Origin of the sequence: Paenibacillus sp. FSL R7-0204, assembly GCF_038002225.1 — a bacterium.
Lineage (GTDB): Bacteria > Bacillota > Bacilli > Paenibacillales > Paenibacillaceae > Paenibacillus_AQ.
Genome location: NZ_JBBOCA010000001.1, coordinates 5,874,380 through 5,889,076, shown reverse-complemented (window position 1 = coordinate 5,889,076; position 14,697 = coordinate 5,874,380). Strand labels below are relative to the sequence as shown.

At 54.0% G+C, this 14,697-nt stretch carries 11 protein-coding genes and 1 tRNA gene; 9 read left to right on the top strand and 3 right to left on the bottom strand.

Going from position 1 to position 14,697, the window contains the following annotated elements; translation table 11 throughout:
• Positions 1 to 87: 87 nt before the first annotated feature.
• Positions 88 to 267: a hypothetical protein gene (locus MKX42_RS25680; RefSeq protein ID WP_209994152.1), complete on the bottom strand. Its 180-nt coding sequence runs from the start codon at positions 265 to 267 to the stop codon at positions 88 to 90.
• A 202-nt stretch (positions 268 to 469) separates the two neighbouring features.
• Here MKX42_RS25680 and MKX42_RS25675 point away from each other — a divergent pair, with 202 nt between their 5' ends.
• Both MKX42_RS25675 and MKX42_RS25670 read left to right on the top strand, forming a co-directional pair.
• Positions 470 to 1,855, top strand: coding sequence for an MATE family efflux transporter (locus MKX42_RS25675; RefSeq protein WP_340755642.1), 1,386 nt, complete (start codon positions 470 to 472; stop codon positions 1,853 to 1,855).
• A 226-nt stretch (positions 1,856 to 2,081) separates the two neighbouring features.
• Positions 2,082 to 6,074 (top strand): endo-1,4-beta-xylanase, encoded by a 3,993-nt coding sequence (locus tag MKX42_RS25670; protein ID WP_340755640.1) that lies wholly within the window; start codon positions 2,082 to 2,084, stop codon positions 6,072 to 6,074.
• A 677-nt stretch (positions 6,075 to 6,751) separates the two neighbouring features.
• Here the strand turns inward: MKX42_RS25670 and MKX42_RS25665 are convergent.
• A complete protein-coding gene (locus MKX42_RS25665; protein WP_340755639.1) occupies positions 6,752 to 7,345 on the bottom strand; it encodes a TetR/AcrR family transcriptional regulator in 594 nt (197 codons plus the stop codon).
• Between the two features lie 107 nt (positions 7,346 to 7,452).
• On the opposite strand from MKX42_RS25665, the gene MKX42_RS25660 reads away from it, so the two are divergent.
• Complete coding sequence (locus tag MKX42_RS25660) at positions 7,453 to 8,880, top strand: MDR family MFS transporter (protein WP_445669344.1); 1,428 nt, start codon at positions 7,453 to 7,455, stop codon at positions 8,878 to 8,880.
• 157 nt (positions 8,881 to 9,037) lie between these two features.
• On the top strand, positions 9,038 to 9,592 hold the full coding sequence (locus MKX42_RS25655; protein ID WP_340755635.1) for an STM3941 family protein: 555 nt from the start codon (positions 9,038 to 9,040) through the stop codon (positions 9,590 to 9,592).
• A 135-nt stretch (positions 9,593 to 9,727) separates the two neighbouring features.
• Here the strand turns inward: MKX42_RS25655 and MKX42_RS25650 are convergent.
• Positions 9,728 to 9,804 (bottom strand) — tRNA-Pro (locus MKX42_RS25650).
• Between the two features lie 509 nt (positions 9,805 to 10,313).
• Here MKX42_RS25650 and alaS point away from each other — a divergent pair.
• The 5 genes from alaS to MKX42_RS25625 all read left to right on the top strand — a co-directional run bounded on the left by alaS (position 10,314) and on the right by MKX42_RS25625 (position 14,596).
• Complete coding sequence (gene alaS, locus MKX42_RS25645; protein ID WP_340757814.1) at positions 10,314 to 12,947, top strand: alanine--tRNA ligase; 2,634 nt, start codon at positions 10,314 to 10,316, stop codon at positions 12,945 to 12,947.
• Positions 12,948 to 13,284: 337 nt separating this feature from the next.
• Entirely contained in the window at positions 13,285 to 13,560 is a 276-nt protein-coding gene (locus tag MKX42_RS25640) for an IreB family regulatory phosphoprotein (protein WP_036696603.1), read from the top strand.
• A complete protein-coding gene (gene ruvX, locus MKX42_RS25635; RefSeq protein WP_340757813.1) occupies positions 13,560 to 13,976 on the top strand; it encodes a Holliday junction resolvase RuvX in 417 nt (138 codons plus the stop codon). The genes MKX42_RS25640 and ruvX overlap by 1 nt, the downstream gene beginning before the upstream one ends.
• 13 nt (positions 13,977 to 13,989) lie before the next feature.
• Positions 13,990 to 14,298: a DUF1292 domain-containing protein gene (locus MKX42_RS25630; protein ID WP_036696606.1), complete on the top strand. Its 309-nt coding sequence runs from the start codon at positions 13,990 to 13,992 to the stop codon at positions 14,296 to 14,298.
• On the top strand, positions 14,291 to 14,596 hold the full coding sequence (locus MKX42_RS25625) for a DUF1292 domain-containing protein (RefSeq protein ID WP_036722601.1): 306 nt from the start codon (positions 14,291 to 14,293) through the stop codon (positions 14,594 to 14,596). The genes MKX42_RS25630 and MKX42_RS25625 overlap by 8 nt, the downstream gene beginning before the upstream one ends.
• Positions 14,597 to 14,697 lie beyond the last annotated feature (101 nt).

Genomic DNA, 14,697 nt, shown 5'->3' with positions numbered 1-14,697 from the left:
ATGCAAAAAACCCGCAGGCGAAATTTGCTTCCTGCGGTTTTTTGCGTGGAGTGCCCTACGGGTATGTAGCACAGGCAGGCTGTGCGGTTAATCTTTATCGATCAGCTCCAGCTTTTCAAGGATCTTAAGGGTGGTAACAGCGGACAATTGCACAGCTAGTTGAATGCTGGCCTGGCTGTTTCCACTCTGCTCCAAGGCAGCTTGGTTCTCGGATAACACATCTTCCGTCACCTGCTGGATCAGACTTTTGACGATCTCGTTATTCATAATAGGCTCCTCCTTCCGTAAGTAAATACTCTCATTTTATATTTCGGCCGGACCCAGGAATTTACTTAGGGGGCAGGGAATGTTATCCGGTAATCTGAACGAAATCCATATATAACACAGACTTGGAGCGGAATCTGTAGTAAACTGGAAGGAATGTATTGTACGCCTGCAATTATTCTACAGAAAAGAATGTGATCAATGTATGCAGCTTCAAGCTCCTCAACCGGCCAAGAAATGGCTGGAAAAATATCTGTCCGGAGACAGCATGGATTACCGGCAAATTATCGCCTTGTTTCTGCCTATTCTCATTGACCAGGCCTTCATTATCGGGCTGAACCTGGTCAACACCGCAATGATCAGCTCGTCGGGGATGGCGGCGGTCAGTGCGGTGAATATGGTGGATTCCCTGAATATTTTTCTGATCAATGTATTTGTGGCGATTGCGACCGGGGGGACGGTGGTGGTTGCGCAGTATAAAGGAAGCGGGAATGACCGCATGGTCTCCCAGGCTACAGCCGGCTCGGTAACCTCGGTCTCGCTGCTTGCGGTGGGAATCGGTCTGCTGCTGATGTCCTTCCATACGCCCATTCTGAATCTGCTGTTCGGGACGGCCTCCGCCGATGTGCTGGACAATGCCCGGGTCTATATGATCGGCAGCAGCATGTCGTATCTGGGGATTGCCGTGGTTCAGGCGGTATGCGGTGCGCTGCGGGGCGTGGGCCGGACACGGGCTTCGCTGATGCTGTCGCTGATTATGAACGTGCTGTACGTTATCCTTAACGTCGTCTTTATTAACCTGCTGGATATGGGTGTGCTGGGCATGACACTTGCGGTCAATATTGCGCGTTATGTGGGGATGGCCTGTGCCTTGATCTATCTGTTTAAGTTCGATTCGGTGCTGCGTGTGCGTTTCCGCGACCTGTTCCATGTTCCGCTTACGATGCTGCGCAAAATCATGTTCATCGGCGTACCGTTCGCCGCAGAGCAGATGTTCTTCAACGGCGGCAAGCTGCTGACGCAGATCTTCATTGTCAGTCTGGGCACGTATGCCATTGCTACTAATGCCATTGCCGGCTCACTGGCGATGGTCTTTCAGATTCCGGCCAGTGCGCTGTCGCTGACGATTGTGACCGTGGTCGGCCAGTGTATCGGACGGGGGGATGTGAAGGATGCCCGGAAGTTCATCAAGTCCTTCCTGTGGATCGGTTCCGCCTCTTACGCTTTGGTGGCCTTGATCCTGATGCCGCTGTTCCACCCGCTGGTGTCTATTTTCTCCCCGCCTGTGGAGATTATCGATGATCTGTTCGTGGTGCTGCTGGTCAATGCAATTGCCCAGATTCCGCTCTGGGCCTTCAGCTTCATTCTGCCGTCCGCGCTGCGGGCAGCGGGAGATTCCCGCTTCACCTCAATTGCTTCAATGCTGACCATGTGGCTGTTCCGGGTGGTGTTCGGCTATATTCTCGGGATTGTACTGGGCTACGGGGTGCTGGGGGTATGGCTGGCGATGAACTGCGAGTGGGCGGTCCGCGGAGCAGTATTCCTGTGGCGCTTCCGGGGCAAGAAGTGGTATGCGCACAAGCTGATCTAGCATAGGATGATAACGAGGAGATCCCTGATACAGGGGTCTTCTTTATTTTAGCTCAATCTTACCCTCCGGCGAAAAAGACTATAAAAAGCACGGTACAACCTTTAATTTCAGGTAAGACGCACTTGGGTCCGTATGCTACGATTTGGGTGGTGAAGGGGGAGGCTTCCACATTAGCTGTAAGCGCTTAACTCATTGAAACCCAAATTCTTACAGAGGAGTGCAATGCATGAAGAGAATAATCAAGCAAGTCTCTCTGGTGCTGCTGGCAGCCCTTCTGCTTCTTCCGGCAGGCGGGTATCTTCCGGTGGCGGAGGCAGCCGAGGCTAAGACCACGGTATATCACGAGACCTTTGCGAATGGCACAGGCAAGACGAGCCATTCCGGGGGAGCCAGCCTGAGTGCGGTGAATGAGGTTCCTTTTGCAGGGAATGCCGATGGTGCAGCCTTATACGTAAGCAACCGGAAGGATAACTGGGACGGGGTGGATTTCAAGTTCACCGATCTCGGCCTTAAGCATGGACAAACTTACACCGTAACGGCTGTTGTCTACGTTGACGCGAAGGTGACACTCCCGGAGGGAGCAGAAGCGGCGCTGCAGACAGTGAACAGCTACGGGAATTATGCAGCAACACCTTATGTGGCAGGGCAATCGGTCACACTGACGAAGACATTCACGGTGGACACCAGTGCCACGGACCTTGACAAGCGGGACCACTCCTTGCGCATCAATTCCAATGACAAGGGAGCCACAGTACCCTTCTACCTTGGTGATCTTCTGATAACGACAGAGTCCGCTCCGGGCGGCGGGGAAGAGCCTGTGCGTGAACCGGCCTTGCCGTTCAGTAAGGTTACTTTTGAAGATCAGGAATTAGGCGGCTTTACCGGCAGAGCCGGAACCGAGACGCTTACCGTAACGAATGAAGCGAATCATACCGAGGGCGGTTCATATTCCCTGAAGGTCGAGGGCAGAAGCAATACCTGGCACGGGCCTTCCCTGCGTGTGGAGAAGTATGTGGACAAGGGCAGCGAATATACCCTGTCTGCCTGGGTGAAGCTGATCGAACCGGCGAGCGCACAGCTCCAGCTGTCCACGCAGGTGGGCAATGATTCAGGAGCGAGTTATGTGGCGCTGTCTCCCAAGACAATCAGTACGGCTGACGGCTGGGTGAAATATGAGGGCAGCTACCGCTATAACAGCGTAGGCGGCGAACATCTGACCCTTTACATTGAAAGCTCCAACAATGCAACCGCTTCCTTTTATATCGATGATATTAATTTCAAACATACCGGTACCGCTCCGGTGGATATTCAGAGAGATCTGATTCCGCTAAAAACAACCTATCAAAATGACTTCCTGATCGGCAACGCGCTATCCGCCGAGGATCTGGAAGGTGTGCGGCTGGACCTGCTGAAAATGCATCACAACGTTGCTACCGCAGGCAATGCGATGAAGCCGGATGCGCTGCAGCCGACTAAGGGTAATTTCACTTTTACAGCGGCGGATGCGATGGTGAACAAGGTGCTTGCCGAAGGCATGAAGATGCACGGGCATGTGCTGGTTTGGTATCAGCAGTCGCCTGACTGGATGAACCTGACCACGGATGCAGCGGGTAAAAGCGTTCCCCTGGGGCGTGACGAAGCACTCGCTAACCTGAGGGCGCACATCAAGGGAGTCATGGAGCATTTCGGAGACCGGGTGATCTCCTGGGATGTGGTCAACGAGGCGATGAATGATAACCCGTCCAATCCCTCCGACTGGCAAGCGGCGCTGCGCAAGGCTCCGTGGTATGATGCCATCGGTCCGGACTATCTGGAGCAGGCGTTCCTGGCGGCCAGAGAAGTACTGGACCAGCATCCGGAGTGGGATATCAAGCTGTATTACAATGATTACAATGACGATAACCAGAACAAGGCCCAGGCCATCTACAGTATGGTCAAGGAACTGAATGAGAAGTACGCACTAACCCATCCCGGCAAGCTGCTGATTGATGGTGTGGGGATGCAGGCGCACTACAATATCAATACGAATCCTGATAATGTCAAGCTGTCGTTGGAGAAGTTCATTTCCCTTGGCGTAGAAGTCAGCATTACCGAGCTGGATATTCAGGCCGGCAGCGGGAATAAGCAGACGGAGAAGGAACAGATTGCCCAAGGCTATCTGTATGCCAAATTAATGGATATTTACAAGGCCCATGCTGACCATATCGCGCGGGTAACCTTCTGGGGTATGGACGACCGCACAAGCTGGAGAGCGGAGTCAAGCCCGCTGCTGTTCGACAGGGATTTGCAGGCCAAACCAGCCTACTACGCGGTCATTGATCCGGCCAAATTCATGGCTGAGCATGAGCCGAATACGGCGGAAGCCAACGTGTCAGAGGCGGTGTACGGCACGCCGGTTATTGACGGAACAGCGGATGGAATTTGGGCCTCTGCGCCTGAGATGGCTGTGAACCGTTATCAGATGGCCTGGCAGGGCGCAAGCGGAACCACGCGTACCCTGTGGGATGACCAGAATCTGTATGTGCTGGTCCAAGTGAATGACGCTCAATTGGACAAGAGCAATGTGAATCCATGGGAGCAGGACTCTGTCGAGATTTTCCTGGATGAGAATTTCGGCCGCACGACCTTCTATGAGAGCGATGACGGACAATACCGGGTCAATTACGACAATGAAGCCTCCTTCAGTCCGGCAGCCATTGGTGCAGGCTTCGAGTCGGCAACCAAGGTAACCGGAACGAACTATACGCTTGAAATGAAGATTCCGTTCAAAACAATCATGCCAGCCGGCGGCACCAAGGTCGGCTTCGACACTCAGATCAACGATGCCAAGAGCGGCGTCCGGCAAAGTGTGGCCGCCTGGAATGATACCACTGGCAACGGCTATCAGGACACCTCCGTCTTCGGCGTGCTGACGCTTAAGGCCAAAGACGGCGCTGAGCCGCCGACGAAGCCGACGCCAACACCGGCACCGGAAGCAACACCAACAGCCACACCTGCACCAGTCTCTGGCGGAACCAGCTATAGCACCAGCACTCCTGCGCCTAAGCCTGCGCAGATGGACAGCAAGGATGGCGTAGTGACGCTCAGACCTGTCGTGAAGACCGAAGGCACAGAGGCGAAGGCCGTAGTTACGGCTGAGCTGTGGCAGCAGGCCCTGAAGCAGGCGGCCCCGGCAGCAGACGGACGGAAGCAGATCATCATCGATCTGGCGAACCTGACCGGCGTGGCCTCCTATGAAGCCCAGTTGCCGCTTCAAGGCCTGAAGACGCAGGAGAAGTACCTGCTTGTCCTCCAGAACGGCCTTGCTACGCTGTCTATTCCAAGTGAGCAGCTCGCAGGAATTACAGCAACGACTGAATATGTTAGCATCCGGGTCAAGCAGTCCACAGCCGAAGGCCTGAATGCCGCTGCTCTCCAGCAGACCGGCAGCCGTCCAGTGGTGGAACTGAGCCTGCTTGCAGGCGGGCAGAAGGTAGCCTTGTCTGGCAGCAGCGCGATGACCGTCTCTATTCCTTACACAGCGTCAGCAGCAGAGCTTGGCAGCCTGGAGTCCATTCTGGTCCGTTCGCTCACCGGCAACGGCACGTGGTCTGCTGTGGTGAACAGCCGTTACGATGCAGCGAAGGAAGCGCTGTTGTTCCGTACTCCGGAGTTAGGTACATTTGCCGCAGCCTTCGCTCCGCCGTCCTATACAGATCTCGGCAGCCTGTCATGGGCGAGGCAGGCAGCTTTTGCCATGGCGGCGCGCGATATCCTTCCGGGAGGCAATAGCTTCATGCCTGCGGCACCTATGAACAGAGCAGACTTCACCGCCTCGTTGGTGAAGGTGCTGGAGCTTAAAGCTGCTGCTGAAGCAGTTGCAGGCTTCAGCGATGTACAGAATAACGCAGCATACAGCAAGGAGCTTGCGGCCGCGAAGCAGCTTGGTATCGTCACAGGCTATGCGGGCAATACCTTCAAGCCAGCGGGCGTCATCACCCGCCAGGAGATGATGGTAATTGCGGCGCGTGCCCTGAAGGCGGCCGGAATCACGGCGGAAGGCAGCGGATCGATAGCATCTTACACCGATGCCGGTCAAATCTCCGCCTATGCCAAGGACAGCGTGACCGCCCTGCTGAAGTACGGCGTAGTGAACGGTAAGAACAATAAGCTTGCTCCGGGGGACACCCTCTCCCGCGCGGAAGCAGCGGTGATTCTGTACCGGATCTGGAAGCTGTAGCCTGAGTGAGAGGCTGAAATTTTTGAAGAAAGTAACTGGACAGCGGTGCACCCACTACGGGGGCACCGCTGTTTCGCATTACGCCCAGCGCCGAATGTAATCGAAAAACCGATCACATTGGGATCGAGGGCGGAGCGTGAGCCGAATGTAATCGAAAAACCGATCACATTGGGATCGAGGGCGGAGCGTGAGCCGAATGTAATCGAAAAACCGATCACAATGGGACCGAGGGCGGCGCGTAGGCCAAATGTAATCGAAAAACCGATCACAATGGGACCGAGGGCGGCGCGTAGGCCAAATGTAATCGAAAAACCGATCACATAGGGATCGAGGGCGGAGCGTGATCCCAATGTAATCGAAAAACCGATCACATTGGGACAGAGTGTGGTACGTAGGTCCAATGTAATCGAAAAACCGAAACCTCCGTCTCGCCGCACTCCCGTGAATATTGCGAGTCAGGCCATGCGGCTGCCGCTGGAGCGGGTATATGAAGAGCTGGAGCTGAGAAGACGGCTGTGGGCTGGGCAGAGCTAAAATGTCTGGCCGGAGCACTTGGGAGGATAGCAGGAACATAATCAAGCCCAGAGCATCAAGGTGGAACCTCCTTGCAGACTCTGGGCTTTCTATTTATTCTAAGCTGTGTGTGGCTTGTCCAGCTGAGAGCCGGGAATGAAGAATTACCGTTTCAACACCAGCGGCAGGTACACCTCGTCCACAATATTGGCAATCGTCTCCTCCGACATAGGTGCGTTATACAGCATCAGCTCATGGCGGGCCAGATCGGACGGCAAAGTGAGCATTCGGGGAGTCACGGCTTCGGCAGATACTTCTCCCCGCTCCACAGCCCGCTCCAGCAAAATCGACATGGTCCTGTTTTGACGCCCATGGGGGAAAATATAGGAGGCAAGCGGCATATCGCCCATTTCTGCTACAAGCCCGTAGAAAGCATTCAACATTGCTTGTATATTATTCTGATTCATGGCCCGAAGCACCCCGCATACATCGTCCCTCAGATTCCCGTAATCAGGCACTTCCTCCAGCGGCAGGGGCACACGTTCCCGGATGGCGCCAAGGACAAGCTCAGCGCGGTTCGCCCACCGGCGGTAGAGTACGGCTTTGCTAGTTCCCGCCCGCTCGGCCACACTGTCCATCGTAAGATTGGAATACCCCCGCTCAGTCAACTCTTCCCGTACGGCCTGGAGTATAGCGGCTTCGAGCTCCTTGCCTCTGCGTCTGTTCTTCAATTTATCCTGTTCTTGAGAAGTGGACATACCGGTCTCAACCACCTTTGGAGAATTTCGTTGTGTTTCTTATGAGGATAGTATATCATAGGCTCGAATAAGAAACTTAAAGTTTCTTATTTAGCGACCAAAGGGAGATGATCAACTTGCAAAAGCAAGCTAAACCAGCACTTGAACCAGCTGAACAGCAGGCAGCAGCCAGGAATTTGATGTGGATTCTTATGCTTGGTATTCTGGCCCCGATATTCGATACGACGATAACCAATGTGGCGATTGATACACTGGTTCGGGAACTTAACACCTCGGTATCCATTGTTCAGTGGGTGATGACCGGATATCTGCTGTCGTTTGCGATGGTTATTCCGATAACAGGCTGGGCTGTGGAACGGTTTGGGGGAAGGAAGATGTGGCTATTTTCGCTGAGTCTGTTTTTGCTCGGCTCTGTGCTGTGCAGCATGGCGTGGAACGTGGAGAGCCTGATTATTTTTCGTACCCTTCAGGGGATCGGCGGGGGGTTGCTGATGCCGATTATGCAGACCTTGGCCGTACGTGCCTATGGAGGCCAGAATATGGGCAAAAGAATGGCGACCATAGCTATGCCAGCACTGCTTGGGCCTATTCTGGGACCGGTGCTGGGAGGATTAATCGTCAATCATCTGAGCTGGCGATGGATCTTCTGGGTCAATATTCCGCTCTGCCTAGCTGCCATAATTGTTGCGTGGAAGGGGCTCCCCAAAGAAGAGCACTATTCCCGGACGCTGCGGCTGGATGTGCCTGGACTGCTGATACTGTCTCCGGCTATCGTGCTTACCCTGTACGGTCTTGGAGAAGTCAGCTCCCGCCACGGGTTTGGCCATACTGCGGTTCTTGCTCCCGTTATAGCAGGTGTGGCGCTTTTGGCAGTATTCGTGATCCATGCCTTCCGCAAGGGAGATGAAGCGCTGATTGATGTCACGCTGTTCCGGGTACGCTCTTTAACCGTGTCCTCATCGCTGCTGTTTCTATCCGGATTGACGACCTATGGGGCGATGCTGCTGCTGCCGCTCTATCTCCAGCAAGTTCGCGGTGAATCTGTGCTGATCTCCGGCCTGCTGCTCGTCCCCCAAGGCATCGGGATGCTGCTGACCAGATCGCTGGCCGGCAAACTGACAGATCAGATCGGATCGAGACCCGTGGTTCTTGCCGGAACGGTCCTTACCATCCTTGGCACTTGGCCGCTGACACAGCTTGGCGGGGATACGAGTTATTATTTTCTGAGTGCGGTTCTTATCGTGAGGGGGGCTGGATTAGGGGCTGTTTTTCTGCCGGTTATGGCTTCTGCCTATATCGGTCTGTCCTCGAAGCAAATCCCGCACGCCAGCAGCACCACCCGTATTATGCAGCAGATTGGCGGCGCCTTCGGCGTATCAGTTATCGCAATTATTTTACAAAATAAGCTGAATTCCGTCCTGACTCCTGACCCGGCCGCAGTGGCCAATGCCTTCGATCATTCGTTTATGTGGACGATTGCCTTCTCGATGCTGGCATTAATCCCGGCGGCATTCCTGCCAAAAATACGAAAATAGCGCGGCTGGCGCGCAAGTGTAATTATATCTCATTTCCCTGAGATCCATTGTTGCGAAGGGTAGAGTGATCGGGTAGGATTTATAGTTATAATCCAAAACAAGAGGGGAAGCCTCTTCTGCTGCGGTTCAATGGCAGGCCCTGAAGGAGGACAACGAAATGGACGATCAGCCGTATAACGATGGAGGTTACCAGCCGCTCGTGGTGAAGCCGTTCTGGTTCAAGATCTTTTTCCTGTTAGCGGGATCATTGCTCTTTGTAATATTGGGAATCTGGCTGCTTAAGATATCGGGGGAGGTTAAGACGGATGTTTCTATTCTTCTGCAGACGCTGGGAATTACCTGCACTGTGCTGTTTGGCCTGGCGGCCATCGTCTATCTTATCATGCTGCTGCGCCGCTCCCCGCTGCTAGTGGTGGATGCCCAGGGCATTGATGACCAGTCTTCGGCGATTCCCGGAGGACGATTGATGTGGGAGGACATTTCAGACATCCGCCTTATCCGTTACTATGGACAACTGAACATCTGCATCTTCCTCGCTGATCCCAAAGCCTACTTGTCCCGGCAACGCGGACTAAAGCGGTGGCTGATGGCCATCAACCTCCGTCTCGCCGGCACACCTGTGAACATTACAGGCCAGTCCATGCAATTGCCGCTGGAGCGTATCTATGAGGAGATGGAGCTGAGAAGACGGCTATGGGCAGGGCGGAGGTAATCGTCTGATCAGAGCGGGTGATTGGCGAAGGTGCGCAAGAAGCTTCAAGCATTTATAAATTACGTTAGCCCCTCAACGCAATATCTCCCAACGCCAAAAAATCGCGGCCCCAATGCCGCGAATCTTAATTAAATATGGTCGAGACGACAGGATTCGAACCTGCGGCCTCTTACTCCCGAAGCAAGCGCTCTACCAAGCTGAGCTACGTCTCGACGCTGTGAATAATGTAAATTATACGCCTGTCTGTAAGCGCTGTAAATATACTTTTTCGCACAGGCTATCCGCCTTGTCCATCAATTTCCCGGTACTTGATTGACAGATATCCACCCGCTGGCTATACTTGAAATGTTAAAAAGCAAATCGGACAAAGCGTTGATGAAAACAAGTACGCCGGAGAATGCTTCATCAGAGAACAGGTTCCTTTGCGGATGGTCCGCATCGGGTGTGAGAACCTGGGAGATAGACCGGCCGAAAGCTAATTTCGGAGTGCGGGGACAATCCCGCCGGGGGCACCCGTTAACAGCCGCACAAGGCGATCGTCTGCAGTTGTCCGTGGTTCACGGATCAAGGCGATAACCAGGGTGGTACCGCGATAATCATCGTCCCTGAATATATATTCAGGGGCGTTTTTTGTTTTTGATTTTTCGTGTAACGGTTACGGCAAGATTGTGTTTTCCGGCCAGCGTGCCGCATTTTAATGAAGAGACGGGAGCTGTACATGATGAAAGCAAGTGAAATCCGTTCCAAATGGCTGCAGTTTTTTGAGAGCAAGAACCACCGTATTGAGCCGAGCGCCTCGCTCGTCCCCCACAATGACCCCTCGCTGCTGTGGATTAACGCAGGTATGGCGCCACTGAAGGCCTACTTCGACGGACGGGAGATTCCGGAGAATCCCCGCCTGACCAACTCGCAGAAATGTATCCGCACCAATGATATTGAGAACGTGGGCAAGACGCGCCGCCACCATACATTCTTTGAGATGCTGGGCAACTTCTCCATCGGCGATTACTTTAAGGAAGAGGCCATCACCTGGGCTTGGGAATTCCTGACCGGTAAGGAGTGGATCGGCTTCGACGGCGACCGGATTTCCGTGACCGTGTATGCTGAGGACGAAGAAGCGTTCAAGCTGTGGAATGAGAAGGTCGGCCTGCCCGCAGAACGCATCATCAAGCTGGGCGACGAGAACTTCTGGGATATCGGCGAAGGCCCGTGCGGCCCGTGCTCGGAGATTTTCTATGACCGCGGTGAAGCGTACGGCAGTGATATGAGTGATCCGGAGATGTATCCGGGCGGTGAGAATGAGCGCTGGCTGGAGGTCTGGAACCTCGTATTCTCGCAGTTCAACCATAATAAGGATGGCAGCTATACGCCGCTTCCCAATAAGAATATTGATACCGGCGCAGGCCTGGAGCGCTTTGCTTCCATTCTCCAGGATGTGGATTCCAACTTCGATACCGATCTGTTCCAGCCGATTATCCAGAAGACTGCCGGGCTTGCCGGGGTAACCTACAAGGATAATGTTGAACAGGATATTGCGCTAAAAGTCATTGCCGACCATGTACGTACCGTTACATTTGCGGTGGGTGACGGCGTGCTTCCTTCCAATGAAGGACGCGGCTATATTATCCGCCGTCTGCTCCGCCGTGCTGTACGCTACGGCAAGACGCTGGGACTGGATCGTCCGTTCCTGCATGAGCTGACTGAGACGGTTGGAGAGATTATGGGAGTATATTATCCTTCCGTGGTCGAGAACCGTGAATATATCGCCAAAATCATCCGACTGGAAGAGGAACGCTTCCACGAGACGCTGTCCGATGGTCTGGCGATCCTCGGGGAGATCAGCGCCAAAGCCAAAGCAGACGGCCTGAGCACCATTGCCGGTGCCGATGCATTCAAGCTCTATGACACGTATGGCTTCCCGTTTGACCTGACCGAGGACTTCGCGTCCGAGCAGGGGCTTGCCGTAGACCGTGCCGGCTTCGATGCCGCGATGCAGGAGCAGCGTGACCGGGCGAGAGCTGCCCGTCAGGACAGCTCCAGCATGAAGATTCAGGGCGGTGCGCTCGCCGAGCTGACGGTTAAAAGTGAATTTGTTGGATATAATGACACGGTAACAGAGTCCAAGGTCCTGGCGATTGTGGTAGACGGTGCGCTTCAGGATACAGTAAGCGAAGGCGCCGAGTGCCAGGTGATCCTAGAGTCAACACCGTTCTATGCGGAGAGCGGCGGCCAAGTCAGCGATACCGGCGTTCTGACCGGCGGATCGGTGACCGCTAAGGTGAACGGCCTCTTCAAAGCACCGCACGGCCAGCATGTTCATCTGGTTACGGTGGAAGCAGGCGATTTGAAGGTCGGCGATACCGTCCGTGCCGAAGTGAACCGGGCGGAGCGCGAGGATATCGTGAAGAACCATACGGCCACTCACTTGCTGCACAAGGCGCTGAAGGAAGTGCTAGGCAGTCATGTGAATCAGGCAGGCTCTTTAGTAGAAGGCTCACGCCTGCGGTTTGACTTTTCGCATTTTGGAGCCATCACTCCTGAGGAGCTCAGCGATATCGAGCAGCGGGTAAACGCCCAGATCTGGCGCAGCCTTCCTGTAGTCATTGAGAATAAGCCGATAGATGAAGCCAAAGCGATGGGAGCGATGGCCCTCTTCGGAGAGAAATACGGCAATGTTGTCCGTGTCGTTCAAGTCGGCGATTACAGCCTGGAGTTGTGCGGCGGATGCCATGTGTCTAATACAGCGCAGATCGGAATCTTCAAGCTGCTCAGCGAGAGCGGCATCGGTTCCGGGGTGCGCCGGATTGAAGCTGTGACTGGCCGTTACGCCTATCAGTTCACGGAGAGTCAGCTGGACCTGCTGAAGCAATCGGCAGCCCTGCTCAAATCTTCGCTGACCGATGTGCCGAAGCGGATTGAAGCCCTGCATGCCCAGGTACGCGAGCTGGGCCGTGAGAATGAATCGCTCCAGTCCAAGCTGAGCGCAACCTTCGCAGCAGAGCTGACCAGCAGTGTAATCACAGTAGGCGGAGGAACGCAGCTTCTTGCGGTCTCTGTGCAAGCCGGCAATATCGATGCTTTGCGCTCGACAGCGGACGAACTGAAATCCAAGCTCCCAGAAGCCATCCTGGTGCTCGGTGCTGCAATGGATGACAAGGTGAACTTCGTGGTAGCCGTGCCTCAGGAGCTGGTGAAGAAGGGCTTCCATGCCGGCAAGCTGGTGAAGGAGATCGCAGCAGTCTGCGGCGGCGGCGGCGGCGGACGTCCGGATATGGCGCAGGCCGGAGGCAAGGACGCTTCCAAGCTGGGCGAAGCCCTGAAGAAGGCCGAGGAACTGGTAGCCGCACTGGCTTAAGCAGTATGCAGTAATTCCTGTCTGTAAGAAACTGTGGATTTCTATCAAGGGTTGGGAAGCAGCGGTGCTGAGGGCAATTCCTCGGTGCCGCTGCTTTATTCACACAATGTATATTTTTTGGGGTTATTCATTATTGACCCATGGCTTGCAATAGCTTAAAACCCAAAAAAACATCTATTTTTGTAGACAAAATGCCAAAAAAAGCGCTTTAACCATGGCAGGATTTCCTCGTTGGGGCATGAATATGTTATGATGAGGGCAGCAAGTGAGCTGTACAGCAGCAACTTTGCGAAGCCGCCCGAATAGGGGTGATTTTGCAGAAGGAAGGTGTCACCACATGGACTCCATGGACAAAACGGTCAAATTCAATGTGAAGGGCGACGAAAAGGAAGCCTCTCCCCAGGAAATACTGCTCGCCGTGTACGACGCGCTGGTGGAGAAAGAATATCATCCGATCAATCAGATCGTAGGGTATCTTCTTTCAGGAGATCCGGCTTACATTCCGCGCCACAACAATGCGAGAAGTTTGGTCCGGAGGAAAGAGCGTGATGAGCTGATCGAAGAACTGGTTCGTTTCTATCTGGCCAATCATCGGGTGGACCAGCCCAAATGATGAAGAAGCTGGGACTGGATTACGGCGACCGCAGAATCGGTGTCGCCACAAGCGATATTTTCGGATGGACAGCACAGTCTCTGGAGACCATTGAGCGGCGCGGCAACGGCAATGAATTCGACCGCATCCGTGAACTGGTCAAGGAGCACGAAATCGGCGAGATAGTTGTCGGGCTGCCGAAGAACATGAACGGCTCCGTAGGACCCCGTGGTGAAATTTGCATCGAATTCGCAGATAAGCTGCGGGAGCAACTCGATTTACCCGTACACCTTTGGGATGAGCGTCTGACGACGGTATCTGCTGAGCGGGTGCTGATAGACGGGGACGTCAGCCGGAAGAAACGCAAGGGGCTGGTGGACAAAATGGCCGCAGCGCTGATTTTGCAAAATTTTTTGGATGCTAACAGTAAAAGGTGAGGGGTGCGCGGATATGACAAACGAACAGATCGGCCAAGAAGAGGAACCGGAAATTATCTATATTCCCGATGAGGAAGGTAATGAAGAGGAATTCGAGGTCATCATGAAGTTTGAAGTGGACGGATCGGATGCCAAGTATATGATGGTGGTTCCGCTCGATTCCGAGGATGAGGAGACAGATGAGGTCTACGCGTTCCGTTACGAGGAAGACGGCGACGATCTGCAGCTCTTCATGATTGAGAACGACGAGGAGTGGGCCATCGTAGAGGAGACCTTCAATACTTTGGTTGACGAGCTGGATGGGGGAGCAGAGAATGACTGAGTTTTCCGCTGATCAAGCGGTATGGACTTCTAAGCTCAAGGAAGTATATGGAGAAACAGTAGAACTGGAGGATGAGCAGGGCAAGTCTTCCGTTTACGATATTATTGCAGAATTTGCTGTGGGTGACCGTGCTTATGCCGTTCTGGCCGGATCGGGAAGAGCTGCGGAGCAGGAAATTCTGCGCATCGTAGTTTCTCCGGACGGACTCCCGGAACTGGAGAGCATTATGGACGATGAAGAGTGGGAGGATATTTCCGAGCTGTACGATGAGCTCACCTTCCCTGCGGATAGCGAGTAAGCGTCTGTAGCATCTTCATGTATGGCAGATACGGAAGAGGGCGGAATTTTTCCGCGCTCTTTTTGCTTATGAGCAGCGAAATAATCTTTCCGTTTGCCTGA

Coding starts and splice junctions, on each gene's coding strand:
- MKX42_RS25680 (WP_209994152.1), bottom strand. CDS start 267: ATGAATAACGAGATCGTCAAAAGTCTGATCCAGCAGGTGACGGAAGAT.
- MKX42_RS25675 (WP_340755642.1), top strand. CDS start 470: ATGCAGCTTCAAGCTCCTCAACCGGCCAAGAAATGGCTGGAAAAATAT.
- MKX42_RS25670 (WP_340755640.1), top strand. CDS start 2,082: ATGAAGAGAATAATCAAGCAAGTCTCTCTGGTGCTGCTGGCAGCCCTT.
- MKX42_RS25665 (WP_340755639.1), bottom strand. CDS start 7,345: ATGTCCACTTCTCAAGAACAGGATAAATTGAAGAACAGACGCAGAGGC.
- MKX42_RS25660 (WP_445669344.1), top strand. CDS start 7,453: ATGATCAACTTGCAAAAGCAAGCTAAACCAGCACTTGAACCAGCTGAA.
- MKX42_RS25655 (WP_340755635.1), top strand. CDS start 9,038: ATGGACGATCAGCCGTATAACGATGGAGGTTACCAGCCGCTCGTGGTG.
- alaS (WP_340757814.1), top strand. CDS start 10,314: ATGAAAGCAAGTGAAATCCGTTCCAAATGGCTGCAGTTTTTTGAGAGC.
- MKX42_RS25640 (WP_036696603.1), top strand. CDS start 13,285: ATGGACTCCATGGACAAAACGGTCAAATTCAATGTGAAGGGCGACGAA.
- ruvX (WP_340757813.1), top strand. CDS start 13,560: ATGAAGAAGCTGGGACTGGATTACGGCGACCGCAGAATCGGTGTCGCC.
- MKX42_RS25630 (WP_036696606.1), top strand. CDS start 13,990: ATGACAAACGAACAGATCGGCCAAGAAGAGGAACCGGAAATTATCTAT.
- MKX42_RS25625 (WP_036722601.1), top strand. CDS start 14,291: ATGACTGAGTTTTCCGCTGATCAAGCGGTATGGACTTCTAAGCTCAAG.